The sequence below is a fragment of the Streptomyces sp. Xyl84 genome (genome assembly GCF_059731885.1).
In genome coordinates this window covers 417,895-434,071 of the sequence record NZ_AP029182.1, presented here as the reverse complement: position 1 = coordinate 434,071, position 16,177 = coordinate 417,895, and the positions used below count along the sequence as shown (strand labels likewise).

The 16,177-nt window shown below is 74.7% G+C and carries 16 protein-coding genes; 7 read left to right on the top strand and 9 right to left on the bottom strand.

All coding sequences use genetic code 11. The features are described 5' to 3' along the window. Positions 1 to 100: 100 nt before the first annotated feature. The 4 genes from AC6I72_RS01860 to AC6I72_RS01845 all read left to right on the top strand — a co-directional run bounded on the left by AC6I72_RS01860 (position 101) and on the right by AC6I72_RS01845 (position 2,615). Complete coding sequence (locus AC6I72_RS01860) at positions 101 to 298, top strand: hypothetical protein (protein WP_497998918.1); 198 nt, start codon at positions 101 to 103, stop codon at positions 296 to 298. Between the two features lie 304 nt (positions 299 to 602). Next, positions 603 to 914: a MarR family transcriptional regulator gene (locus AC6I72_RS01855; protein ID WP_497998917.1), complete on the top strand. Its 312-nt coding sequence runs from the start codon at positions 603 to 605 to the stop codon at positions 912 to 914. A 123-nt stretch (positions 915 to 1,037) separates the two neighbouring features. Then, on the top strand, positions 1,038 to 1,184 hold the full coding sequence (locus AC6I72_RS01850) for a hypothetical protein (protein ID WP_497998916.1): 147 nt from the start codon (positions 1,038 to 1,040) through the stop codon (positions 1,182 to 1,184). Further along, the gene (locus tag AC6I72_RS01845) at positions 1,185 to 2,615 is read left to right on the top strand and encodes a hypothetical protein (RefSeq protein ID WP_497998915.1); all 1,431 of its coding nucleotides are present in this window, start codon (positions 1,185 to 1,187) and stop codon (positions 2,613 to 2,615) included. Between the two features lie 529 nt (positions 2,616 to 3,144). On the opposite strand, the gene AC6I72_RS01840 is transcribed toward AC6I72_RS01845, so the two are convergent. After that, on the bottom strand, positions 3,145 to 4,158 hold the full coding sequence (locus AC6I72_RS01840) for a zinc-binding dehydrogenase (RefSeq protein WP_497998913.1): 1,014 nt from the start codon (positions 4,156 to 4,158) through the stop codon (positions 3,145 to 3,147). A 182-nt stretch (positions 4,159 to 4,340) separates the two neighbouring features. On the opposite strand from AC6I72_RS01840, the gene AC6I72_RS01835 reads away from it, so the two are divergent. Continuing rightward, the gene (locus tag AC6I72_RS01835) at positions 4,341 to 4,940 is read left to right on the top strand and encodes a TetR-like C-terminal domain-containing protein (protein ID WP_498004561.1); all 600 of its coding nucleotides are present in this window, start codon (positions 4,341 to 4,343) and stop codon (positions 4,938 to 4,940) included. A gap of 199 nt (positions 4,941 to 5,139) precedes the next feature. Here the strand turns inward: AC6I72_RS01835 and mgrA are convergent, their stop codons facing one another. The 8 genes from mgrA to AC6I72_RS01795 form a co-directional block, all read right to left on the bottom strand. Then, positions 5,140 to 6,183 (bottom strand): L-glyceraldehyde 3-phosphate reductase, encoded by a 1,044-nt coding sequence (gene mgrA / locus AC6I72_RS01830; RefSeq protein WP_497998912.1) that lies wholly within the window; start codon positions 6,181 to 6,183, stop codon positions 5,140 to 5,142. 63 nt (positions 6,184 to 6,246) lie between these two features. Then, on the bottom strand, positions 6,247 to 7,491 hold the full coding sequence (locus AC6I72_RS01825) for a cytochrome P450 family protein (protein WP_498004560.1): 1,245 nt from the start codon (positions 7,489 to 7,491) through the stop codon (positions 6,247 to 6,249). Between the two features lie 2 nt (positions 7,492 to 7,493). Further along, positions 7,494 to 8,714, bottom strand: a complete 1,221-nt coding sequence (locus tag AC6I72_RS01820) for a cytochrome P450 (protein ID WP_497998910.1) — start codon at positions 8,712 to 8,714, stop codon at positions 7,494 to 7,496. Continuing rightward, entirely contained in the window at positions 8,711 to 9,340 is a 630-nt protein-coding gene (locus tag AC6I72_RS01815; protein ID WP_497998908.1) for a GTP-binding protein, read from the bottom strand. Before AC6I72_RS01815 ends, AC6I72_RS01820 begins: the two co-directional genes overlap by 4 nt. After that, positions 9,321 to 9,668: a DUF742 domain-containing protein gene (locus tag AC6I72_RS01810; protein WP_037855135.1), complete on the bottom strand. Its 348-nt coding sequence runs from the start codon at positions 9,666 to 9,668 to the stop codon at positions 9,321 to 9,323. The genes AC6I72_RS01815 and AC6I72_RS01810 overlap by 20 nt, the downstream gene beginning before the upstream one ends. After that, positions 9,665 to 10,072, bottom strand: coding sequence for a roadblock/LC7 domain-containing protein (locus AC6I72_RS01805; protein WP_037855134.1), 408 nt, complete (start codon positions 10,070 to 10,072; stop codon positions 9,665 to 9,667). Before AC6I72_RS01805 ends, AC6I72_RS01810 begins: the two co-directional genes overlap by 4 nt. Beyond that, on the bottom strand, positions 10,069 to 11,709 hold the full coding sequence (locus tag AC6I72_RS01800) for a sensor histidine kinase (protein WP_497998906.1): 1,641 nt from the start codon (positions 11,707 to 11,709) through the stop codon (positions 10,069 to 10,071). Before AC6I72_RS01800 ends, AC6I72_RS01805 begins: the two co-directional genes overlap by 4 nt. A gap of 342 nt (positions 11,710 to 12,051) precedes the next feature. Further along, positions 12,052 to 13,278: a PP2C family protein-serine/threonine phosphatase gene (locus tag AC6I72_RS01795; protein ID WP_497998905.1), complete on the bottom strand. Its 1,227-nt coding sequence runs from the start codon at positions 13,276 to 13,278 to the stop codon at positions 12,052 to 12,054. A 151-nt stretch (positions 13,279 to 13,429) separates the two neighbouring features. On the opposite strand from AC6I72_RS01795, the gene AC6I72_RS01790 reads away from it, so the two are divergent. After that, complete coding sequence (locus tag AC6I72_RS01790; protein ID WP_497998904.1) at positions 13,430 to 14,635, top strand: EfeM/EfeO family lipoprotein; 1,206 nt, start codon at positions 13,430 to 13,432, stop codon at positions 14,633 to 14,635. Positions 14,636 to 14,856: 221 nt separating this feature from the next. After that, positions 14,857 to 16,080 (top strand): iron uptake transporter deferrochelatase/peroxidase subunit, encoded by a 1,224-nt coding sequence (gene efeB / locus AC6I72_RS01785; RefSeq protein WP_498004559.1) that lies wholly within the window; start codon positions 14,857 to 14,859, stop codon positions 16,078 to 16,080. Positions 16,081 to 16,177: the final 97 nt, after the last annotated feature.

Below are 16,177 nucleotides of genomic sequence, written 5' to 3'. Positions count from 1 at the left end.
CTGAAGATTCAGGAAATCATGCGCACGGCTCATGAGAGGGGGAGTCGTGAAGAGGGCCGGCGCAAGGGGCGGCGCCGCCAGCCATGTCAGGTAGCCTGACATGGCTGGCCGAGCTCGGCCGCCCTGCCGCATGGAGCGGCACCACACCCAGCTCGCCGGCGTCGCCGCCGGGCCCGGCGGGACCTTCGAGCGGTTCTTCGAGAAACTGGGCACGCCGACCGACGGACTCACGCCCCCCGCCCGGCCGTTCGTCCCCGCGCCGGAGAAGTTCGCCACCTGCCCCGGCAGTACGACGTGACCTTCCTGCCCGACCACGCCCGGCGCCGCCCCCGGCCGCCCTGTGCGGACTGCTCGGCATGCTGCTGGGACAGGTCCTCCTGGCGGCCCTGTGAACAGCCCGGACCGGCCACCTGCGCCGTCCCGCTCACCCGATTCCTGCCCAGTCACCGGCACCACCCCCGTCACCGGCGTCGGCCGGGACGCCCGCACCGGCGTCGGGGCGTGCGGGCAGTTCTTGGGGACGAAACCGAAGTCGCCGGAGGTGAGCAGCTTCTCCTGCGGGGGAGCAGCCGGTCACGACGGCCCAGGCGTCCGTCTTCGCGATGCCCGACACCGAGGGCACCACGGTGTCCGGACTCGCCCGCCGCATGGGCGTGACCCGGCAGACGGCGCAGCAGGCGGCGCACGGGCTCATCGGCATGGGACTGCTCGAACAGGTCCCCGACCCGCGGTCCGCGCGCCGCCGGCTGATCCGCAGGACGGCCGAGGGACAGCGCGTGCACGAACGGGCCCAGGCCACCATCGACGTCGTCGAGTCGGTGCTCGCCGAACGCATCGGCGCCGCGGGGGTGCGCTCGCTGCGGCAGGGGCGGACCGCGGACCGGGGCGAACCCCCTCTGGTGGCGGCACCCTGACCGGCCGTCCTGGGCCCTCCCGGCCGGGCCGCCGGCGGCCTAACTCCCTGTCCGCGCCCTGTGAGTTGGCCGTACACTTTCACTCCGCCGACATGCGGGACGAGAGTGACGGGGGGAGCCGACATGTCCGGGGACGTTCCGGGCGCGGCCGACGCGTTCGTGGTACCACCGATGCCGCCGGGACCACCGGCCGTACCGCCCGCCGAGCCGGACGCCGTGCGCGCGCTGGCGGTGGCACTGCTCAACCTCACCGGCCTCGGCCTGGGCTAAGTGCTGCTGCGCCGCTGGGCGCCGGCGGTGGTGTGCTGGGCCGCGAGCGCCGTCCTGCTGGCGGTTGCGCTCCCGGCCGACCCCGACGGGGTGCCGTCCGCCGTGCTCGTCGGCTACGCCGTGCTCCTCGGGATCGCGGCCGCGCACGGCGCGGCCGCGGGACTGCGCACGCGGCTGTCCTGGCCGGGCCGGCCGCCCCTGGCGGCGGTACTGGGCCTGGTGCTGCTGGCCGTGCCGGCCGGAGGCGGAGTGCTCTACGACAGGGCACGCGACGAGGCCACCGAGCAGATGCTCCTGGACCGCCTCCAGCGGGCCGACGACCTCGTCCGGGCCCGCGCGGACCAGCCGTTCGACACCGCGCAGCCCGGTTTCCGTGAGGCGCTGGGCGTCTACGCCGGCCTCGGCCGCGACCACCCCGGTTCCCGCGCGGCCCGTCGCCTGCCGGACCGGATGGCGGCCTACTACCGCACGGTCGGCGCGGCCTACGAGCAGCGCAAGTACTGCGAGGCCGTCGAACCGCTGAAGTACCTGCGGACGGTCCCCGACCGCATGCCGAAGCAGACCCTGGGCGCCCTCGCCACCTGGCCGGACGCACGGCTGGCCGACGCGCTGTACGCCTGCGGCTCCAACGAGCTGACGGGCGGCCAGGACGGCTGGACCGGGCACTTCGGTGAACTGCTCACCGTCTTCCCCGGTTCCGGGCAGGCCGCCAGAGCCGAGCCGGCCGTCAGGTCCGCCGTGGACAGCGCGGCCAGGGACGTCCACGGCGACGAACCCTGTACCGCGGTGCGCCGTCTGCGCGGCCTCGGCACGCAGATCCGCGGGATCGCGGCCACCGCGCCGGCCGTCGCCGACGCCCTGGTCTCCGACGCCGAGCGGGCCGGCCGCGGCGCCGACTCGGGCGTCTACGCCTGCGGCGTGCAGCAGTACCGGGACGGCGACTTCGCCGCGGCCCGCACCAGCATGAACGACTTCGTCCGGGACCACCCCCACGACCGGAACCGGGGGAGGGCGCGGAAGATCGCCATAGCGGCGGAGATCGCGCAGACGGTCCCCGCCGCCGGGAAGCACCTGCCGACGACGGACTCCGGCGGCAGCATCCAGGTGACGATCAAGAACGACAGCCCGGACGACATCGAGGTCCTGTACACGGGTCCGGTCACCGGCAGCGTCACGATCAAGGGCTGCGGCAGCTGCTCCGCCTACAGCTTCGGCGCCACCCTGCCCCTCGGCGGGTTCCACCCGTGCAGCGACAGCGGCAAGGACTACCCGCAGCGCACCGTCTCGCTGCCCCCGGGGACGACGTACTTCCTGCACAAGCCGCGGGGCAGCAGCGCTTCGTCCCCCGGCTCGGACAAGGCCGAGCTGCGGTCCGGGTACATCTACACCGAGTGCGCCTACACCAAGCGGGGGTTCGGCGCGGGCCGGTGACCCGCGGGTGGCGGACACGCGGAGCGGCTGCACCGGTGGGTGCGGACGCCCTGGGGGCGGTGCGGCCGGGTGTGCCGAGGCGGCCCGCCGCCGGGGCACCGCGGCCGGAGGTGGCCCCGGACGGCCGCGGCGCCGGTCCGCCGGTCCGCCGGTCCGTCACCCTCGTGCCGGGGCGTCCCTCTTCCGTGGGAGCCGGGCGGGACACGCCGGCGCGGCGATCACCGCGTCTGCCAGCCTCCCTGTGCCGGGCGCAACGGCCCGGCCGACAGCGGGAGGTGGCGTTTGTCCGGTCATGTCGGGCGTATCGGCGGGCGGCAGGTGGTGGCCGTACTGGCACTGGGGGGCGGCCTGCTGCTCGGGCCGGTCCTGCCGTCCCAGGCGGGCGGGGGGAGTGCCGCCGGGGCGGGTGACGCGGGGGCCGCGCCCGCTCCCCAGGGACCCGCGCCGGCGGTCCCGGCCGCCGCCCACGACCTGACGCCGGTACTGCCGCCCGCGCTCGGCAGGCCGGGCGGCCCCGCCGGACGGACCGTCAGGGGCGCAGGATGAGACGCACCGGGTTGCCCTCCTTCTTCTCCAGCATCTCGACCGCGCGCGCGGCCTCGGCCAGCGGGAGCACGCCGCTGACGGACGCGGAGAAGTCCAGCCGGCCGCCCTCGACCAGGCGCAGCAGCTGCGGAAGGGCGACCGGCATGTCGGACCCGTAGTGGCCGAGGATCCGCTGCTGCAGGTAGCTGAAGCGGATGCCGTCACCGACGCTGAGCGGCTTGTCGGTCAGGCCGACCAGGACGAGCCGTCCCTGGGGCGCCAGTACGGACAGGGCCTGCTCGCGCACGGCGGGCACACCGGCGAAGTCGAAGGCCGCCGCGACGCCCGCCCCGCCGGTGGCCGTGCGGATCCGGGTGCGCAGTTCGGGGTCGGCCGCGTCCAGCGCGAGGTCGGCCCCGGCGGCCAGGGCGCGCTCCCTGGCGACGGGGTTGGGGTCGACCGCGACGACCGGGTACGCGCCCACGGCGCGCAGCAGCTGCACCGCGTGCACCCCGAGACCGCCCACGCCCCACACGCCGACCGCCTCGGCCGGGCGTACCGCACCGGTGGCGGTGATCGCCCCCCACGGCGTGGACACGGCGTCGGGGATGATCGCACCCTGCTCGAAGGGGATGGTGCCGGGCAGCGGCGTCAGCGCGTCGGCCGAGGACAGTGCGTACTCGGCCCAGCCGCCGTCGTAGTCCACTCCCCGGGTGTAGGTGACGCCGTCGCGCGTCTCCCCGGCGTACAGCACGACCCGCTCGCCGGCCGTCCACCGGGTCACCCCCGCTCCGGTGTCTGCGATCGTGCCCGCCACCTCGTGGCCCAGGGTCACGGTGTCGCCCCGCAGGAGCAGCGGGCTGAGCGTGCCGTCGATCAGGTGCACGTCGGACAGGCACACCCCGGCCGCCTCCACCTTCACCAGCACCTCGCCCGGACCGGGCTGGGGGCGGGGCACCTCCTCGAGCCGCAGGGTGCGGCTCGGCACGTGCAGGCGGGCGGCGAGCATCCGGTCCATGGGCGGTGACCTCCTCGGTAGGGGCGACCGGCACTCCTATCGCAGGTCACCTTGCTTTGCACCGTACGGCGCCGTCCCGGTCAACGCAAGACGACCTGCGTTGGACGTAGCATGGGGGCATGACCTCGCACGCGTCCCCGGAAGGACCCGCCGCCGAGCCCCTGCGGCGCCGCGGCGAACCCATGCGGCAGGCCGTGCTCGCCGCCGCCGTGGACCTGCTGTCGCGCCACGGACTGGCGGGCGCGACCGTCGCCGCCGTCGCCCGCGCGGCAGGGGTGCACGAGACATCGGTCTACCGGCGCTGGAAGACCCGCGAGAACCTGATCCTGGACGCCCTCACCACCGAACTGGACAGCGCGCTGCCGATCCCCGACACCGGCGGGGTGCGCGCGGACATGGAGGGCTTCTTCACCGCACTGGCCGGGCTGCTGTCCACCGCGCAGGGACAGGCCCTGCTGCGGCTGAGCGTCGAGCACGACGACACGCTCGACGACCGCCGCGGCCCCTACTGGAGCGAACGCCTGGAACGCGCCGCCGTCATGGTCCGGCGCGGCGTCGAGCGGGGAGAGCTGGCCGCCGGCACCGACCCGGGCCTGCTCGTCGAGGCCGTCAGCGGGCCGCTGTTCACCCGCGTGCTGCTCAGCGGCGCCCCGCTGGACGCCGCGTACGTGGGCCGGCTGGTCGCCCTCGCCCTGGACGGCGCGCGGCCCCGGCCGCGGTCGGCAACGGGGCGCCGGCCGGCGGCGTCCGCGCGTTCGGGTGAACCGGGACGCGCCCCGTGAGGCGGCGCCGGCGGACCTCGGCTACCGTGGAGACGAGCAGGCCGCCGGAGCGCGCAACTCCCGGCCCCCGGCCGTGCGTTGGTGGTCCAAGGAAAGACACCCCGCTTCCCGCGGGGAGATGCAGGTGCAAGGCCTGCCCAACGCTCCAGGGCGAAGGCCCCTGGAATCCGCCGTGTGGGACGGGGGCCTTCGCCGTGCTTCAGGCGAGCGTGCCGGTGCGGGCCTCGCGCCACAGGTCCACGCCGCCGTCGGTGGCGTACTCGTCGATCTCCGCCAGCTCCTCGTCGCTGAAGTCCATGTTCTCCAGCGCGGCCACGTTCTGCTCCAGCTGGTCGACCCGCGAGGCGCCGATGACCAGGGAGGTGACGCGCTCGTCGCGCAGCGCCCAGGCGAGCGCCATCTGGGCGAGGCTCTGCCCGCGGCGCGCCGCGAGGCCGTTCAGGGCGCGCAGCCGGCGCAGCATGTCGTCCGACAGCCATGCCGTGTCGAAGGACGTGCCCCGCGCGGCCCGCGAGTCCTCGGGGACGCCGTCGAGGTAGCGGCCGGTCAGCAGCCCCTGGGCCAGGGCGGTGAAGCCGATGACCCCGAAGCCCTCCTCCCGGGCGGCGTCCAGCAGGCCCTCCGTCTCGATCCAGCGGTTCACCATGCTGTACGACGGCTGGTGGATGAGGAGCGGGGTGCCCAGCTCGCGCAGGATCGCGGCGGCCTGCCGGGTGCGCTCGGCGTCGTAGGAGGAGATGCCCACGTACAGGGCCTTGCCCTGGCGGACGGCGGTGTCCAGGGCGCCCATCGTCTCCTCCAGCGGCGTGCTCGCGTCCAGCCGGTGGGAGTAGAAGATGTCGACGTACTCCAGGCCCGTCCGCCTCAGCGACTGGTCCAGCGAGGCGAGCAGGTACTTGCGGGAGCCGCCGCCCTGCCCGTAGGGGCCCGGCCACATGTCCCAGCCGGCCTTGGTGGAGACCACCAGCTCGTCCCGGTAGGGCGCGAGGTCCTGCCGCATCAGGCGGCCGAAGTTGGTCTCGGCCGAACCGTAGGGCGGCCCGTAGTTGTTCGCCAGGTCGTGGTGGGTGATGCCGAGGTCGAAGGCGCGCAGGGCGATCTCGCGCTGCGTCTCGAACGGCCGGTCGTCGCCGAAGTTGTGCCAGTAGCCGAGGGACAGGACGGGCAGGTCGAGCCCCGAGCGTCCGGTGCGCCGGTAACGCATCGTGCCGTTGTAGCGCTCAGGGTCCGCGACATGGGTCATCGGGTGTTTCTCCGGGTGGTGCGGTGACGGGCGCCCCGCCGGGGCCGGCGGGACGCCACCACCCTACGAGCCCAGCCGGACCGGCAGCTCGAACAGGTCGTTCTGGGTCACCACCGGCTTGTTGCGCAGCTCGGACGCCGGCACCGCCAGCTCCAGGCGCGGGAAACGGGCGTACAGCGCGGGCAGCGCGACACCGGCCTCCAGACGGGAGAGCGCCGCGCCCGGGCAGACGTGCGGGCCGTGGCCGAAGGAGATGTGGCGCGCCCCGGACTCGCGGGTGATGTCGAAGTCGCCGGCGCCCGGCCCGTGCGCCTGCTCGTCGCGGCCTATCGCGCCGTAGGAGACGATCAGCGCGTCCCCGGCGGGGATCACCTTGTCGCCGACCGGCACGTCCTCGGTCGCGAACCGGATCAGCACGTGCGAGGTGGGCGTCGAGTAGCGCAGGGTCTCCTCGATCACCGCCGACCAGCCGGCCCGGCCGGACAGCACGAGCGCGCGCTGCCCGGGATGCGTGGAGAGGTTGACCACCGCGTTGACGATGAGCGAGATGGTCGTCTCGTGACCGGCCGCCACCATCAGCTGGAGGGTGGAGACGATCTCCTCGTCGGTGAGGCGGTCGCCGTCCTCGGACGCCAGGATCAGGGCGCTGGTGAGGTCGTCGCCCGGCGCCGCACGCTTGGCGGCCACCGTCTCGACCATCAGGCGCGCCAGTTCGGCCAGCGTGGCGACGACCTCGCCGGGCGGGGTCTGCGTGGAGAAGAACTTCTCGAAGAGCACCTTCAGCCGGGGCAGCAGGGCCGTCTCGATGCCCATCAGGTCGGCGACGACGTACATCGGCAGCGGGTAGGCGAAGGCGGCCTTCAGGTCGACCGTCCCGCCGTCCGCGGGCAGTTCGTCGAGCAGGTCCTGCGTGAGCTTCTCGATGCGCTCGCGCATCCGCTCCACCCGGCGCGGGGTGAGCGCCTGCGCCACCAGCGTGCGCAGCCGGCGGTGCTCGGCGCCGTCCACGGTGAGCATCGAACGGCCCGGGTTGGCCAGGCCGATCAGCGGCCAGTCGGCGGGGATCTCCCCACGCCGCCAGGCCCCCCACACCTCGATGTCCTTCACCAGACGCGGGTCGGTGAGCAGGGCCCTGGCCTCGGCGTGGCGGGTGACGGCCCACACCGGGACACCACCGGGCAGTTCGACGGCGGCCAGCGGACCCGCGGCGCGCAGCCGGGCGCTCTCCCCGTCCAGATCGCTGACGAAGGGGTCGAGGGCGATGCGCGTGCTGTCGGTGCCTGTCGTTTCTTCGGTGCCGGTCGTCATCGTCACGTGCCTCCCAGAGCAGGGGTCGGAGTGAACCGCACGGGCAACTCGGTCAGCCCCCGCAGCCAGGGCGAGGGACGACGGGTGAGGGTTGCGGCGGGCACCGTCAGGTCGATGTCCGGCAGCCGGTCCAGCACCACCTCGATGCCCGTCCGCGCGATCACCTCGGCGACCTCCTGCGCGGGGAACGGGCAGCGGTGCTCGCCGTGGCCGAAGGAGAAGTGGGCGTTGTTGCCGCCGGTGAGCGCCGAACCGTGGGTGCGCACCTGGGGATCGGAGTTGGCGCCCTGCAGGCCGAGCAGCAGCAGGTCGCCGGCGCGGACCCGGCGCCCGCCGAGCTGGGTGTCGCGGGTGGCCCAGCGCCCGGCCACGTTCTGCGTGGGCGTGTCCTCCCACAGCACCTCGTTCATCGCCTCGGCGACGCTGTTGCGTCCGCCGAACAGGGAGGCGGCGAACCGCTCGTCGGTCAGCATCAGACGCAGGGAGTTGCCGATCCAGTCGGCGGTCGGCTGGTGACCGGCCGCCATCATCACCATCAGGTCCTGCGCGACCTCCTCCTCGCTGAACCCGCCGGTGTCGGCGAGCATCCGCGAGGCCACGTCGTCGGCGGGCCGCTCCCGCCGCTCGGCGAGCAGGGCGGCCATGGAACGGGCCAGGTGCGTCTGGCCCGCGATCGCCCGCTCCCGGCCGTCGATCATGTCGTTGAGCGCGGTGACCAGGGCCGGGCCCTCCTCGTCGGAGAACCCGTACAGGCGCGCCAGGACCCGGACGGGCAGCAGCATCGCGTAGTCGGCGATCAGGTCGGCGGCGCCCTCGGCGCACACCGCGTCGATCAGCTCGTCGGCGAACCGCTCGCAGTGGCGGCGCAGTTCGGACGGCTCGACGGCCTCCAGCGCGTTGCTGATCATCGCGGCGCGCTCGCGGTGGCGCTCACCGACCGTGTAGAGGATCGAGGGCTGCCTGCGGCCGATCATCGGCAGCAGCGGCCAGTCCGCGGGGATGTTCTCCCACTGGTTCCACAGGTCGGAGTCCCGGCTGAACAGCACCGGGTCACCGGTCACCTGGTGCAGTTCGCGGTAGCCCAGCACCAGCCAGGCAGGGACGTCCCCGTCGAGCAGCACCGGTGTCACGGCGCCGTGGTCGCGCCGCATCTCCCGGTACAGGACGGCGGGTTCGGTCTGGAACCGGGGGCCGCTGAGCGGGACGGCGTCGGGGGTCGTCACACGAACTCCTGTCGGGGCAGGGCCGCCGGCCCGGCGGCCTGTCCGGCGTAGTGGTCCTTGAGGTGCTGCACGAGGGTGATCAGCACCTGCTTGCCGGACTCCCGGGAGCGGGCGTCGCAGTCCACCAGCGGCACCTGCGGATCCAGGTCGAGCGCGTCGCGGATCTCGGCGTGCGGGTGGGCAGGTCCGCCGAAGTCGTTGCAGGCCACGATGAAGGGGGTGCCGTGGTGCTCCAGCCGGTCGATCGCGTACCAGGAGTCCCCGATCCGGCGGGTGTCGACGAGCACCACCGCCCCCAGCGTCCCGGAGAACAGCCGGTCCCACAGGAACCAGAACCGCTCCTGGCCGGGGGCGCCGAACAGGTACAGCACGTTGTGCGCGTCCAGTGTGATGCGGCCGAAGTCGAAGGCGACGGTCGTGGCGGTCTTGCCGCGCACCCCGCTGACGTCGTCGATCGCCTCGCCCGCCTGCGTCATGGTCTCCTCGGTGTTGAGGGGACGTATCTCGCTGACCGAGCGGACCAGGGTGGTCTTGCCGACGCCGAAACCGCCCACGACCACGATCTTCAGACCGTTGTCGGCGGAGGCACCCAACGGGGTCCGGGCGTCAGAGGTTGCGGAGTCCAACGAGCACCTGCTCCAGGATGTCGGGGTCGTAAACGGCGGCCTTGCGCGGATGGCGGGCACTGACGCGGCCCGCGGCCAGCAGGTCGCACAGCAGCACCTTGGTGATGCTCACGGGCAGCCGCAGTTCGGCGGCGATCTCCACCACGGCCGTGGGGGACTCGGCCAGCCGCAGGATCGCGGCGTGCTCCGACTGCATCCCCGGCGCCGGCTGCGACTCCGCCACGACCAGCGTGACCAGGTCGAAGGGGTTGTCGGGGCCGGAGCTGGTGCGCCCGCCGGTGATGGTGTACAGGCGGTCCGGGGCGTCGTCCCTGCCGGGCCTGCTCATGACGTGCGGGGCTGGGCGGTCAGGTACTCGCCGAGCTGCTCCACCAGCTCGCTCATGTTGTGCCCGACGAGTCCGGCGTCGGCGTCCTCGGTGGTGACGACCGCCAGATGAGCGCCCTCACCGGCCTCCACGATGAACAGCACACCGCCGTAGAACTCGGTCATCGCCGAGCGCACGCCCCCGCTGCCGTCACCGAACTCGGCGGACGCGCCGTGGGAGAGCGACTGGATGCCGGCGGCGATCGCCGCGAGCTGGTCGGCCTGGTCGACCGTCAGCTCGGGGGTGCGGCACAGCTTCAGCCCGTCGCGGGACAGCACGAGCGCGTGCCGCGCGCCCGGGGTCCGCTCCAACAGGCCCTCCAGGAGCCAGGTGAGCTGGTCGTCGGCGGTGGTCTGGCCGGTCATGAAGTGGGGTCGCCTTCCGGGTGCGCGGTGAGGTGGGACGGGGAGCCGGCCGGTGCGGCCGGGGCGGCGGCGTCGCCCTGGGCGGACGACGGCCCGGTGGTCGGGTCGGGCGGCGTCGCGGCGGCCGCGCCGGTGTTCGGGCGCACGGCCTGCCGGAAGCTGCTGAAGCGGGCGACGCGGGCCTTGGCGTCCTCGGCGGCGGGCGCGGGCCGTGGGACGGGGGTGTGGGACGCCGACCGGGCCCGCTCGGCCTCGGCCAGGGTGCGGCCCCTGCGCCGCTTGGGCAGCCCCGCGACGGGCCGCTCGGCCGTCTCGCCGTCCGTGCCGTCGGGAACGCTCTCGTGCACGGGCGCGGGGCCGCCGGAACCGGCGGCGGGCGCGGCGGCCCGGGTTCCGGCGGGCAGCGCCCGCGGGCCGTCCTGGACGGCGTCCCGGGCGCTGTCCCGGGTGTCCTCGCGGGGGTCCTGCGCCGGGGGACCCGCGGGCCGTGCGGAGGAGGCGACGGGGCTGGTGAGAATGTCCTGGGGGACGAGCATCAGCACCCCCGTGCCGCCCCGCGCGGACGGCCGGAAGGACACCTTGAGGCCGTACTTGCGGGCCAGACGGCCCACGACGGCGAGCCCGAGCCGGGTGCCGGAGAGGCCGCCCAGCTCCGAGACGTCGCCCGAGACGGCCTGCTCGGCACGGCGCAGCTGGATCTCGCCCATCACCAGCCCGCTGTCCTCCACGGACAGGATGACCCCGGCGGGCACCTCCTCGACGTACACGTGCACCTCGGACGTCGGCGGGGAGAAGTTGGCGGCGTTGTCGAGGAGTTCGGCGAGCGCGTGCATCACACCCTCGGCGGCGTGTCCCGCGACCGCGGTCTCGCTCGTCGCGTGGACCCGCACCCGGCGGTAGGCGCTGATGCGGCCCAGCGCGCCGCGCAGGATCGACTCCATCGCGATGGGCCGCGCCCAGCGCCGCCCCGAACGGGCACCGGTGAGCACGGCGACCGAGTCGGCGAGACGGCCGGCCTGCGCCGTACGGTGATCCAGGTGCAGCAGGTCGGCGAGGACCTCCTCGTCCGAGTGGCGCTCCTCCATGGCCCGCAGGTCGGCGAGCATGGCGGTGGTCAGCGCCTGCATGCGGCCGGCCGCGTTGGAGGTCGCGGAGATCGCCGCGTCCCGGGCCCGGCCGGCCCGCTCCAGCTCGCCGCTCAGCCGCGCGTTCTCCTGCTGGAGGCGGTCCGCCTCCCGGGCGGCGGCGTCTTCGAGCCGGGCCCTCTCCTGCGCGAAGGACTGCGCGAACTCGGCACGCTGGCGGGCCAGTTCGTCGACCAGGTGCTGCCGTTCCCGCTGCGCCTCCTCCACCACCCGGTAGCGCTCCTGGGCCAGGCGCTCGACGTCCTGGGCCGCCGTGTGCAGCCGGCGCCGGGCGATCCGCGCGGTCTGCGCCGCGCGCACGGCCAGGAACACGGTGACCACCAGGACGACGGCCGCCGCGCCCGCCCCCCAGGCGAGCGGGGTGCGTACCGAGGCGGGCGCCGCCGAGACCGATCCCGCGACCGCGGCGACGGACACGACGGCGGTGAGAGCGGGGAGGGGGAGGAGCTTGCGGACGGTGGGTCGCTCGCCGTGAGGCGTGGGCGCGGTCATCAATCGGGTCCTCGGGCGGCCGCCGCTCGGTCGAGAGCGGCCCTCGGTCGGGTCCTTGGGCAGGGCCTGGCGGGTGGCAGGTGACACGTGCGGTCAACTGTCGGTCACTATACGAGCTTTGGTGATCATATTGGAAAGGCCCGGTTCGATCGCCCGCACCGGCGGGCGGTTCTGCCGGACCAGGAGACCGCCCGGCGGGACCACCGCGTCCGGTCCTTTCCCCTCCGCCCGGCTCCGGTGCGTCACGGCTGCCTGTTCCGGCCAGGGAAGACGCCCGAGCCGGCTCGGGCGGACGTCCGCTCCGGCCCGTGACAGCGCCCGCTGGCCCTCGGGGGCGCCGGCTCAGGCCCGTACGGCGGGTGCGGCCGCTCCGTTCCGCCGGGCTCGGGCCCGTACGGCGGGTGCGCCGTCCGGGCGGGCGCCGCGCAGGGCGCGGGCGACGCGGGAGCCGGCGGGCGCGGGCGGCAGCCGGCGGACCGCCACCAGGGCGACGTCGTCACCGAGGCGCCCGCCGGTGTGCGCGAGCAGATCGCGCCGGACGTGGTCGAGCAGCAGGTCGGGGGCGCAGCCGGCCCACCGCGAGGTGCGTTCCGCCAGCGGGTAGAAGACGTCGTGGCGGTCACGCGCCTCGATGACGCCGTCGGTGTACAGCAGCAGGGTGTCGCCGGGAGCGAAGGGCAGCTCGTCGACGGTGGAGCCGTCGGCGTCGGTCAGCCCGATCCCGAGCGGGGGAGCGGGATTCAGGTCCGCGACGCCGACGCGTCCCTCGTCCCGCGCGAGCAGCAGCGGCGCCACATGGCCGCAACTGGTCATCCGCACGACCGGTTCGTCGTCGGGGACCTCCAGCAGCAGCGCGGTCACGAAGCGTTCCCCGGACTCCTCCTCCGGTTCGAAGTCGGCGAGATACCGGATGACGCTGCGCTCCAGGGACGCGGCGAGCGACGGCAGGGCGGTGTGGTGGTGGGCGGCCTCGCGGAACGCTCCGAGCACCAGGGCCGCCTCGCCGACCGCGGGCAGGCCCTTGCCGCGCACGTCACCGATGAGCAGCCGGGCGCCCCGCCCGGTCCGGGCGGCGGCGTACAGATCGCCCCCGATCGACGCCTCGTCCTCCGCGGCCAGGTACAGGCAGGCCAGTTCCAAGGACCCCAGCCGGTCCGGGAGCGGCCACAGCAGGACGCGCTGCGCGGCCTCGGCGACCGACCGGACCTGCGCCAGTTCGCGGCGGCGCCGGTCGCGGACCACGGACAGCGCCACGATCAGCGCGGACAGCACCGCCAGCGAGATCACCTGCACGATCACGTTCCGCGACAGGAGCGCGTGGGAGTGCCAGCCGATGAACGCCTGCGCCGCCACCGACAGCGCCCCCACGCACCCCGTCGTCCACGGGCCCTCGGCCCACGCGGTGATCGCGGGAGCGATCACCAGGAGCGGCCCGAGGTGGATGTCGGTGGGGGTCACGATGTCGGACACGGTGATGAGGACGACGAGCACGGCCGCGACGAACAGCAGCACATGACCCGACTGCCGCGGCTGCCCGCGACCGCTGACGCCTCCTTGCCCGGCACTCACGCCTCCACACTGCACCGCGGCGACACGCCCGCGCACCTCGGGAAACCCGCGGGTACCGGTTTTCCCGGCCGTCTGCCAGGGTGGTGGCCGTCGTCCGGCATGCTGCGGTCCCGGACGCGATCACGCGGGGTTCGACCTGGGGAGGACCGGAATGCGGGTGCCCGGCTCGGGCGTACGACGGCTCAGGCCGGTGGCCGCGCTCGGGGTGGTGCTGCTGGCGCTGGTGCTCGGGGCCGCCGGGGTGCTGGCGTTCACGCGGACCTCCGGCCGCACGGGCACCGCGGCCGGAGCGGTGCCGCACACCGCCGTCGAGGTGTCGACCGGCCGTTGCGGACGGGGCTGGGACGAGCCGGCGCCCGGCCTGCGCGTCTTCGACCTCCACAACGTCTCCGACCGGGCCGTCGAGGTCTACCTGGAGGACCCGGGCAGCCACGCCGTGTACGGGGAGGTCGAGGGCATCGGCCCGGGCACCACCCGGCCCCTGACCGTCCGCGTAGGCAAGGGCGCGTACGCGTTCCGGTGCGTGCCCGAGGACGCCGACGCGGTGACCGGACCGACGGTCCGGGTCGGCCGCGGGGCCCGCGGCCCGGCCGCGGCGGCGGTCACCCAGCACGACCTGATCCCCCCGGCGATCGACTACCAGAAGTGGGTGGCGGGCGGCCTGGACGAAGCGGTGCGGCTGACCGGCCGCCTGCGGGACGCGGTCGACGGCGGCGACCTCGGCCGGGCCCGTACGGCCTGGCTGCCCGCGCACCTGCAGTACGAGCGGCTCGGAGCGGCCTACGACGCCTTCGGCGACGCCGACGCCCGGATCAACGGCACCGACGCCGGACTGCCCGGCGGCGTCCACGACCCGTCCTTCACCGGCTTCCACCGGATCGAGTACGGGCTGTGGCACGGCGAGAGCGCGCGGACCCTGCGGGCCCCGGCGGCCGCCCTGGTACGGGCGCTCACCGCGCTGCGCGACACCTGGTCCCAGGCCCGCATGGACCCCGCCCAGCTCGGCCTGCGGGCGCACGAGATCCTGGAGAACACCGTCCAGTTCGAGCTGACCGGCCGCACCGACTACGGCAGCGGCACCAGCCTCGCCACCGCCCGCGCCAACCTCGACGGCACCCGCGCGGTCCTGTCCCGGCTGCGCCCGCTGCTCGCCACCCGCTACGCCGGTCTGCCGGAGCTGGACCGTATGACGGAACGCGCCCGGATCCTGCTCGACGGCGCGCGGCACGGGGAGCGGTGGACGCCTCTGGACCGGCTGAGCCGCACGCAGCGGGAGCGGACCGACGCCGTGCTGGGCGACCTGGTGGAGCGGCTGGCCTCCGTGGCCACGCTCTGCGACCCCCGGAGGACGTCGTGAGCCCGGCCGGACACACGGGACCCGAGCAGGTGTCACGGGAGCGGGCGGAGCAGGTGCGGGGACGGGACCGGAGCGAGGAGGCACGGGTGTCCGAGAGTCGGGGCCGGGGCGAGCGGGACAGGGACGGGAGGGCCGCACCGGCTCCCGAGGCGGACGGCCGCCGCCCCGCGGCGCCGGGCGAGCCTGCGGCGGCGGACGGGCCGGCCGCCCCCCGGGGCGGCGTGGCCCGGCGCCGGTTCCTGCGGGGAGCGGCGCTGGCCGGCGCCGGACTCGCCTCCGGGGGCGCGGCGGCGTCCGGCACCGGCGCGGACCTCGCCGCGGGGCCGGCCGGGCCCGCGCTGCCCGCCGCCGTCCCCTTCCACGGCCCGCACCAGCAGTCGGTGCTCGCCGCCCCCCGCCGCACCACCGTCTTCGTGGCCTTCGACGTCACCGCCGACGGCCGCGGGGAGCTGACCGACCTCCTGCACACCCTGACCGACCGCGCCCGCTTCCTGGCCTGTGGCGGTACGCCCGAACCGGCCGGCATCACCGGGCCGCCCGCCGACTCCGGGATCCTGGGCGGCCGGCTGCCCTCCGGCGCGCTGGGCGTGACCGTCGGCGTCGGTGCCGCGCTCTTCGACGACCGTTTCGGCCTGAGCGCCCTGCGCCCCCGCCGGCTCACGGCCATGCCGTCCTTCCCCGACGACGACCTCAGACCCGACTGGTGCCACGGCGACCTCAGCCTGCACCTGCACGCCGACGACCCGGACACCGTCCTGCACGCGCTGCGGGACATCGCCCGGCACACCCGCGGCGGCCTCCAGGTGCGCTGGCGGCTGGACGGCTTCTCCTCACCGCCCCGCCCCGCCGGCACCCCGCGCAACCTGATGGGCTTCAAGGACGGCACGGCCAACCCGGACGCGGGTGACGCCCGGGAGATGGACCGCCTGGTGTGGGTCGGCAGGGGCGGCGGTGAACCGGCCTGGGCGACCGGAGGCAGTTACCAGGTGGTCCGGCTGATCCGGATGCTGGTGGAGTTCTGGGACCGGGTCTCCCTCACCGAGCAGGAGCGCATGTTCGGCCGGGCCCGGGAGTCCGGCGCGCCGCTGGACGGCGACTTCGAGCACGACACACCGCACTACGCAGACGACCCCAAGGGCGACGTCATCCCGCTGGACGCCCACATCCGCCGCGCCAACCCGCGCACGGCCGCCACCGACGACCAGCGCATCCTGCGCCGCGCCTACAACTACGACCGCGGCATGGACACCAACGGCAACCTCGACATGGGCCTGCTCTTCTGCTGCTACCAGCAGGACCTCGCCCGCCAGTTCGAGACCGTGCAGAAGCGCCTGGAGGGCGAGCCGCTCACCGACTACATCAAGCCGTTCGGCGGCGGGTACTTCTTCGCCCTGCCTGGCGTCCGCGATGCGGAGGACTGGTACGGACGCGCACTCCTGAGCTGATCCCTGATCGATTAGGCGTGATTTGCTCCCCCATTCGGTCAATACACGGTCAAGAATTGACTCGGATTGCCTGACCCGGTGTTCATCCGGGCGTCAT

Excerpts from the sequence above, each read along its gene's own strand:
- AC6I72_RS01860 (WP_497998918.1), top strand. The coding sequence starts at position 101 with ATGGCTGGCCGAGCTCGGCCGCCCTGCCGCATGGAGCGGCACCACACC.
- AC6I72_RS01855 (WP_497998917.1), top strand. The coding sequence starts at position 603 with ATGCCCGACACCGAGGGCACCACGGTGTCCGGACTCGCCCGCCGCATG.
- AC6I72_RS01850 (WP_497998916.1), top strand. The coding sequence starts at position 1,038 with ATGTCCGGGGACGTTCCGGGCGCGGCCGACGCGTTCGTGGTACCACCG.
- AC6I72_RS01840 (WP_497998913.1), bottom strand. The coding sequence starts at position 4,158 with ATGGACCGGATGCTCGCCGCCCGCCTGCACGTGCCGAGCCGCACCCTG.
- AC6I72_RS01835 (WP_498004561.1), top strand. The coding sequence starts at position 4,341 with ATGCGGCAGGCCGTGCTCGCCGCCGCCGTGGACCTGCTGTCGCGCCAC.
- mgrA (WP_497998912.1), bottom strand. The coding sequence starts at position 6,183 with ATGACCCATGTCGCGGACCCTGAGCGCTACAACGGCACGATGCGTTAC.
- AC6I72_RS01825 (WP_498004560.1), bottom strand. The coding sequence starts at position 7,491 with ATGACGACCGGCACCGAAGAAACGACAGGCACCGACAGCACGCGCATC.
- AC6I72_RS01810 (WP_037855135.1), bottom strand. The coding sequence starts at position 9,668 with ATGAGCAGGCCCGGCAGGGACGACGCCCCGGACCGCCTGTACACCATC.
- AC6I72_RS01805 (WP_037855134.1), bottom strand. The coding sequence starts at position 10,072 with ATGACCGGCCAGACCACCGCCGACGACCAGCTCACCTGGCTCCTGGAG.
- AC6I72_RS01800 (WP_497998906.1), bottom strand. The coding sequence starts at position 11,709 with ATGACCGCGCCCACGCCTCACGGCGAGCGACCCACCGTCCGCAAGCTC.
- AC6I72_RS01790 (WP_497998904.1), top strand. The coding sequence starts at position 13,430 with ATGCGGGTGCCCGGCTCGGGCGTACGACGGCTCAGGCCGGTGGCCGCG.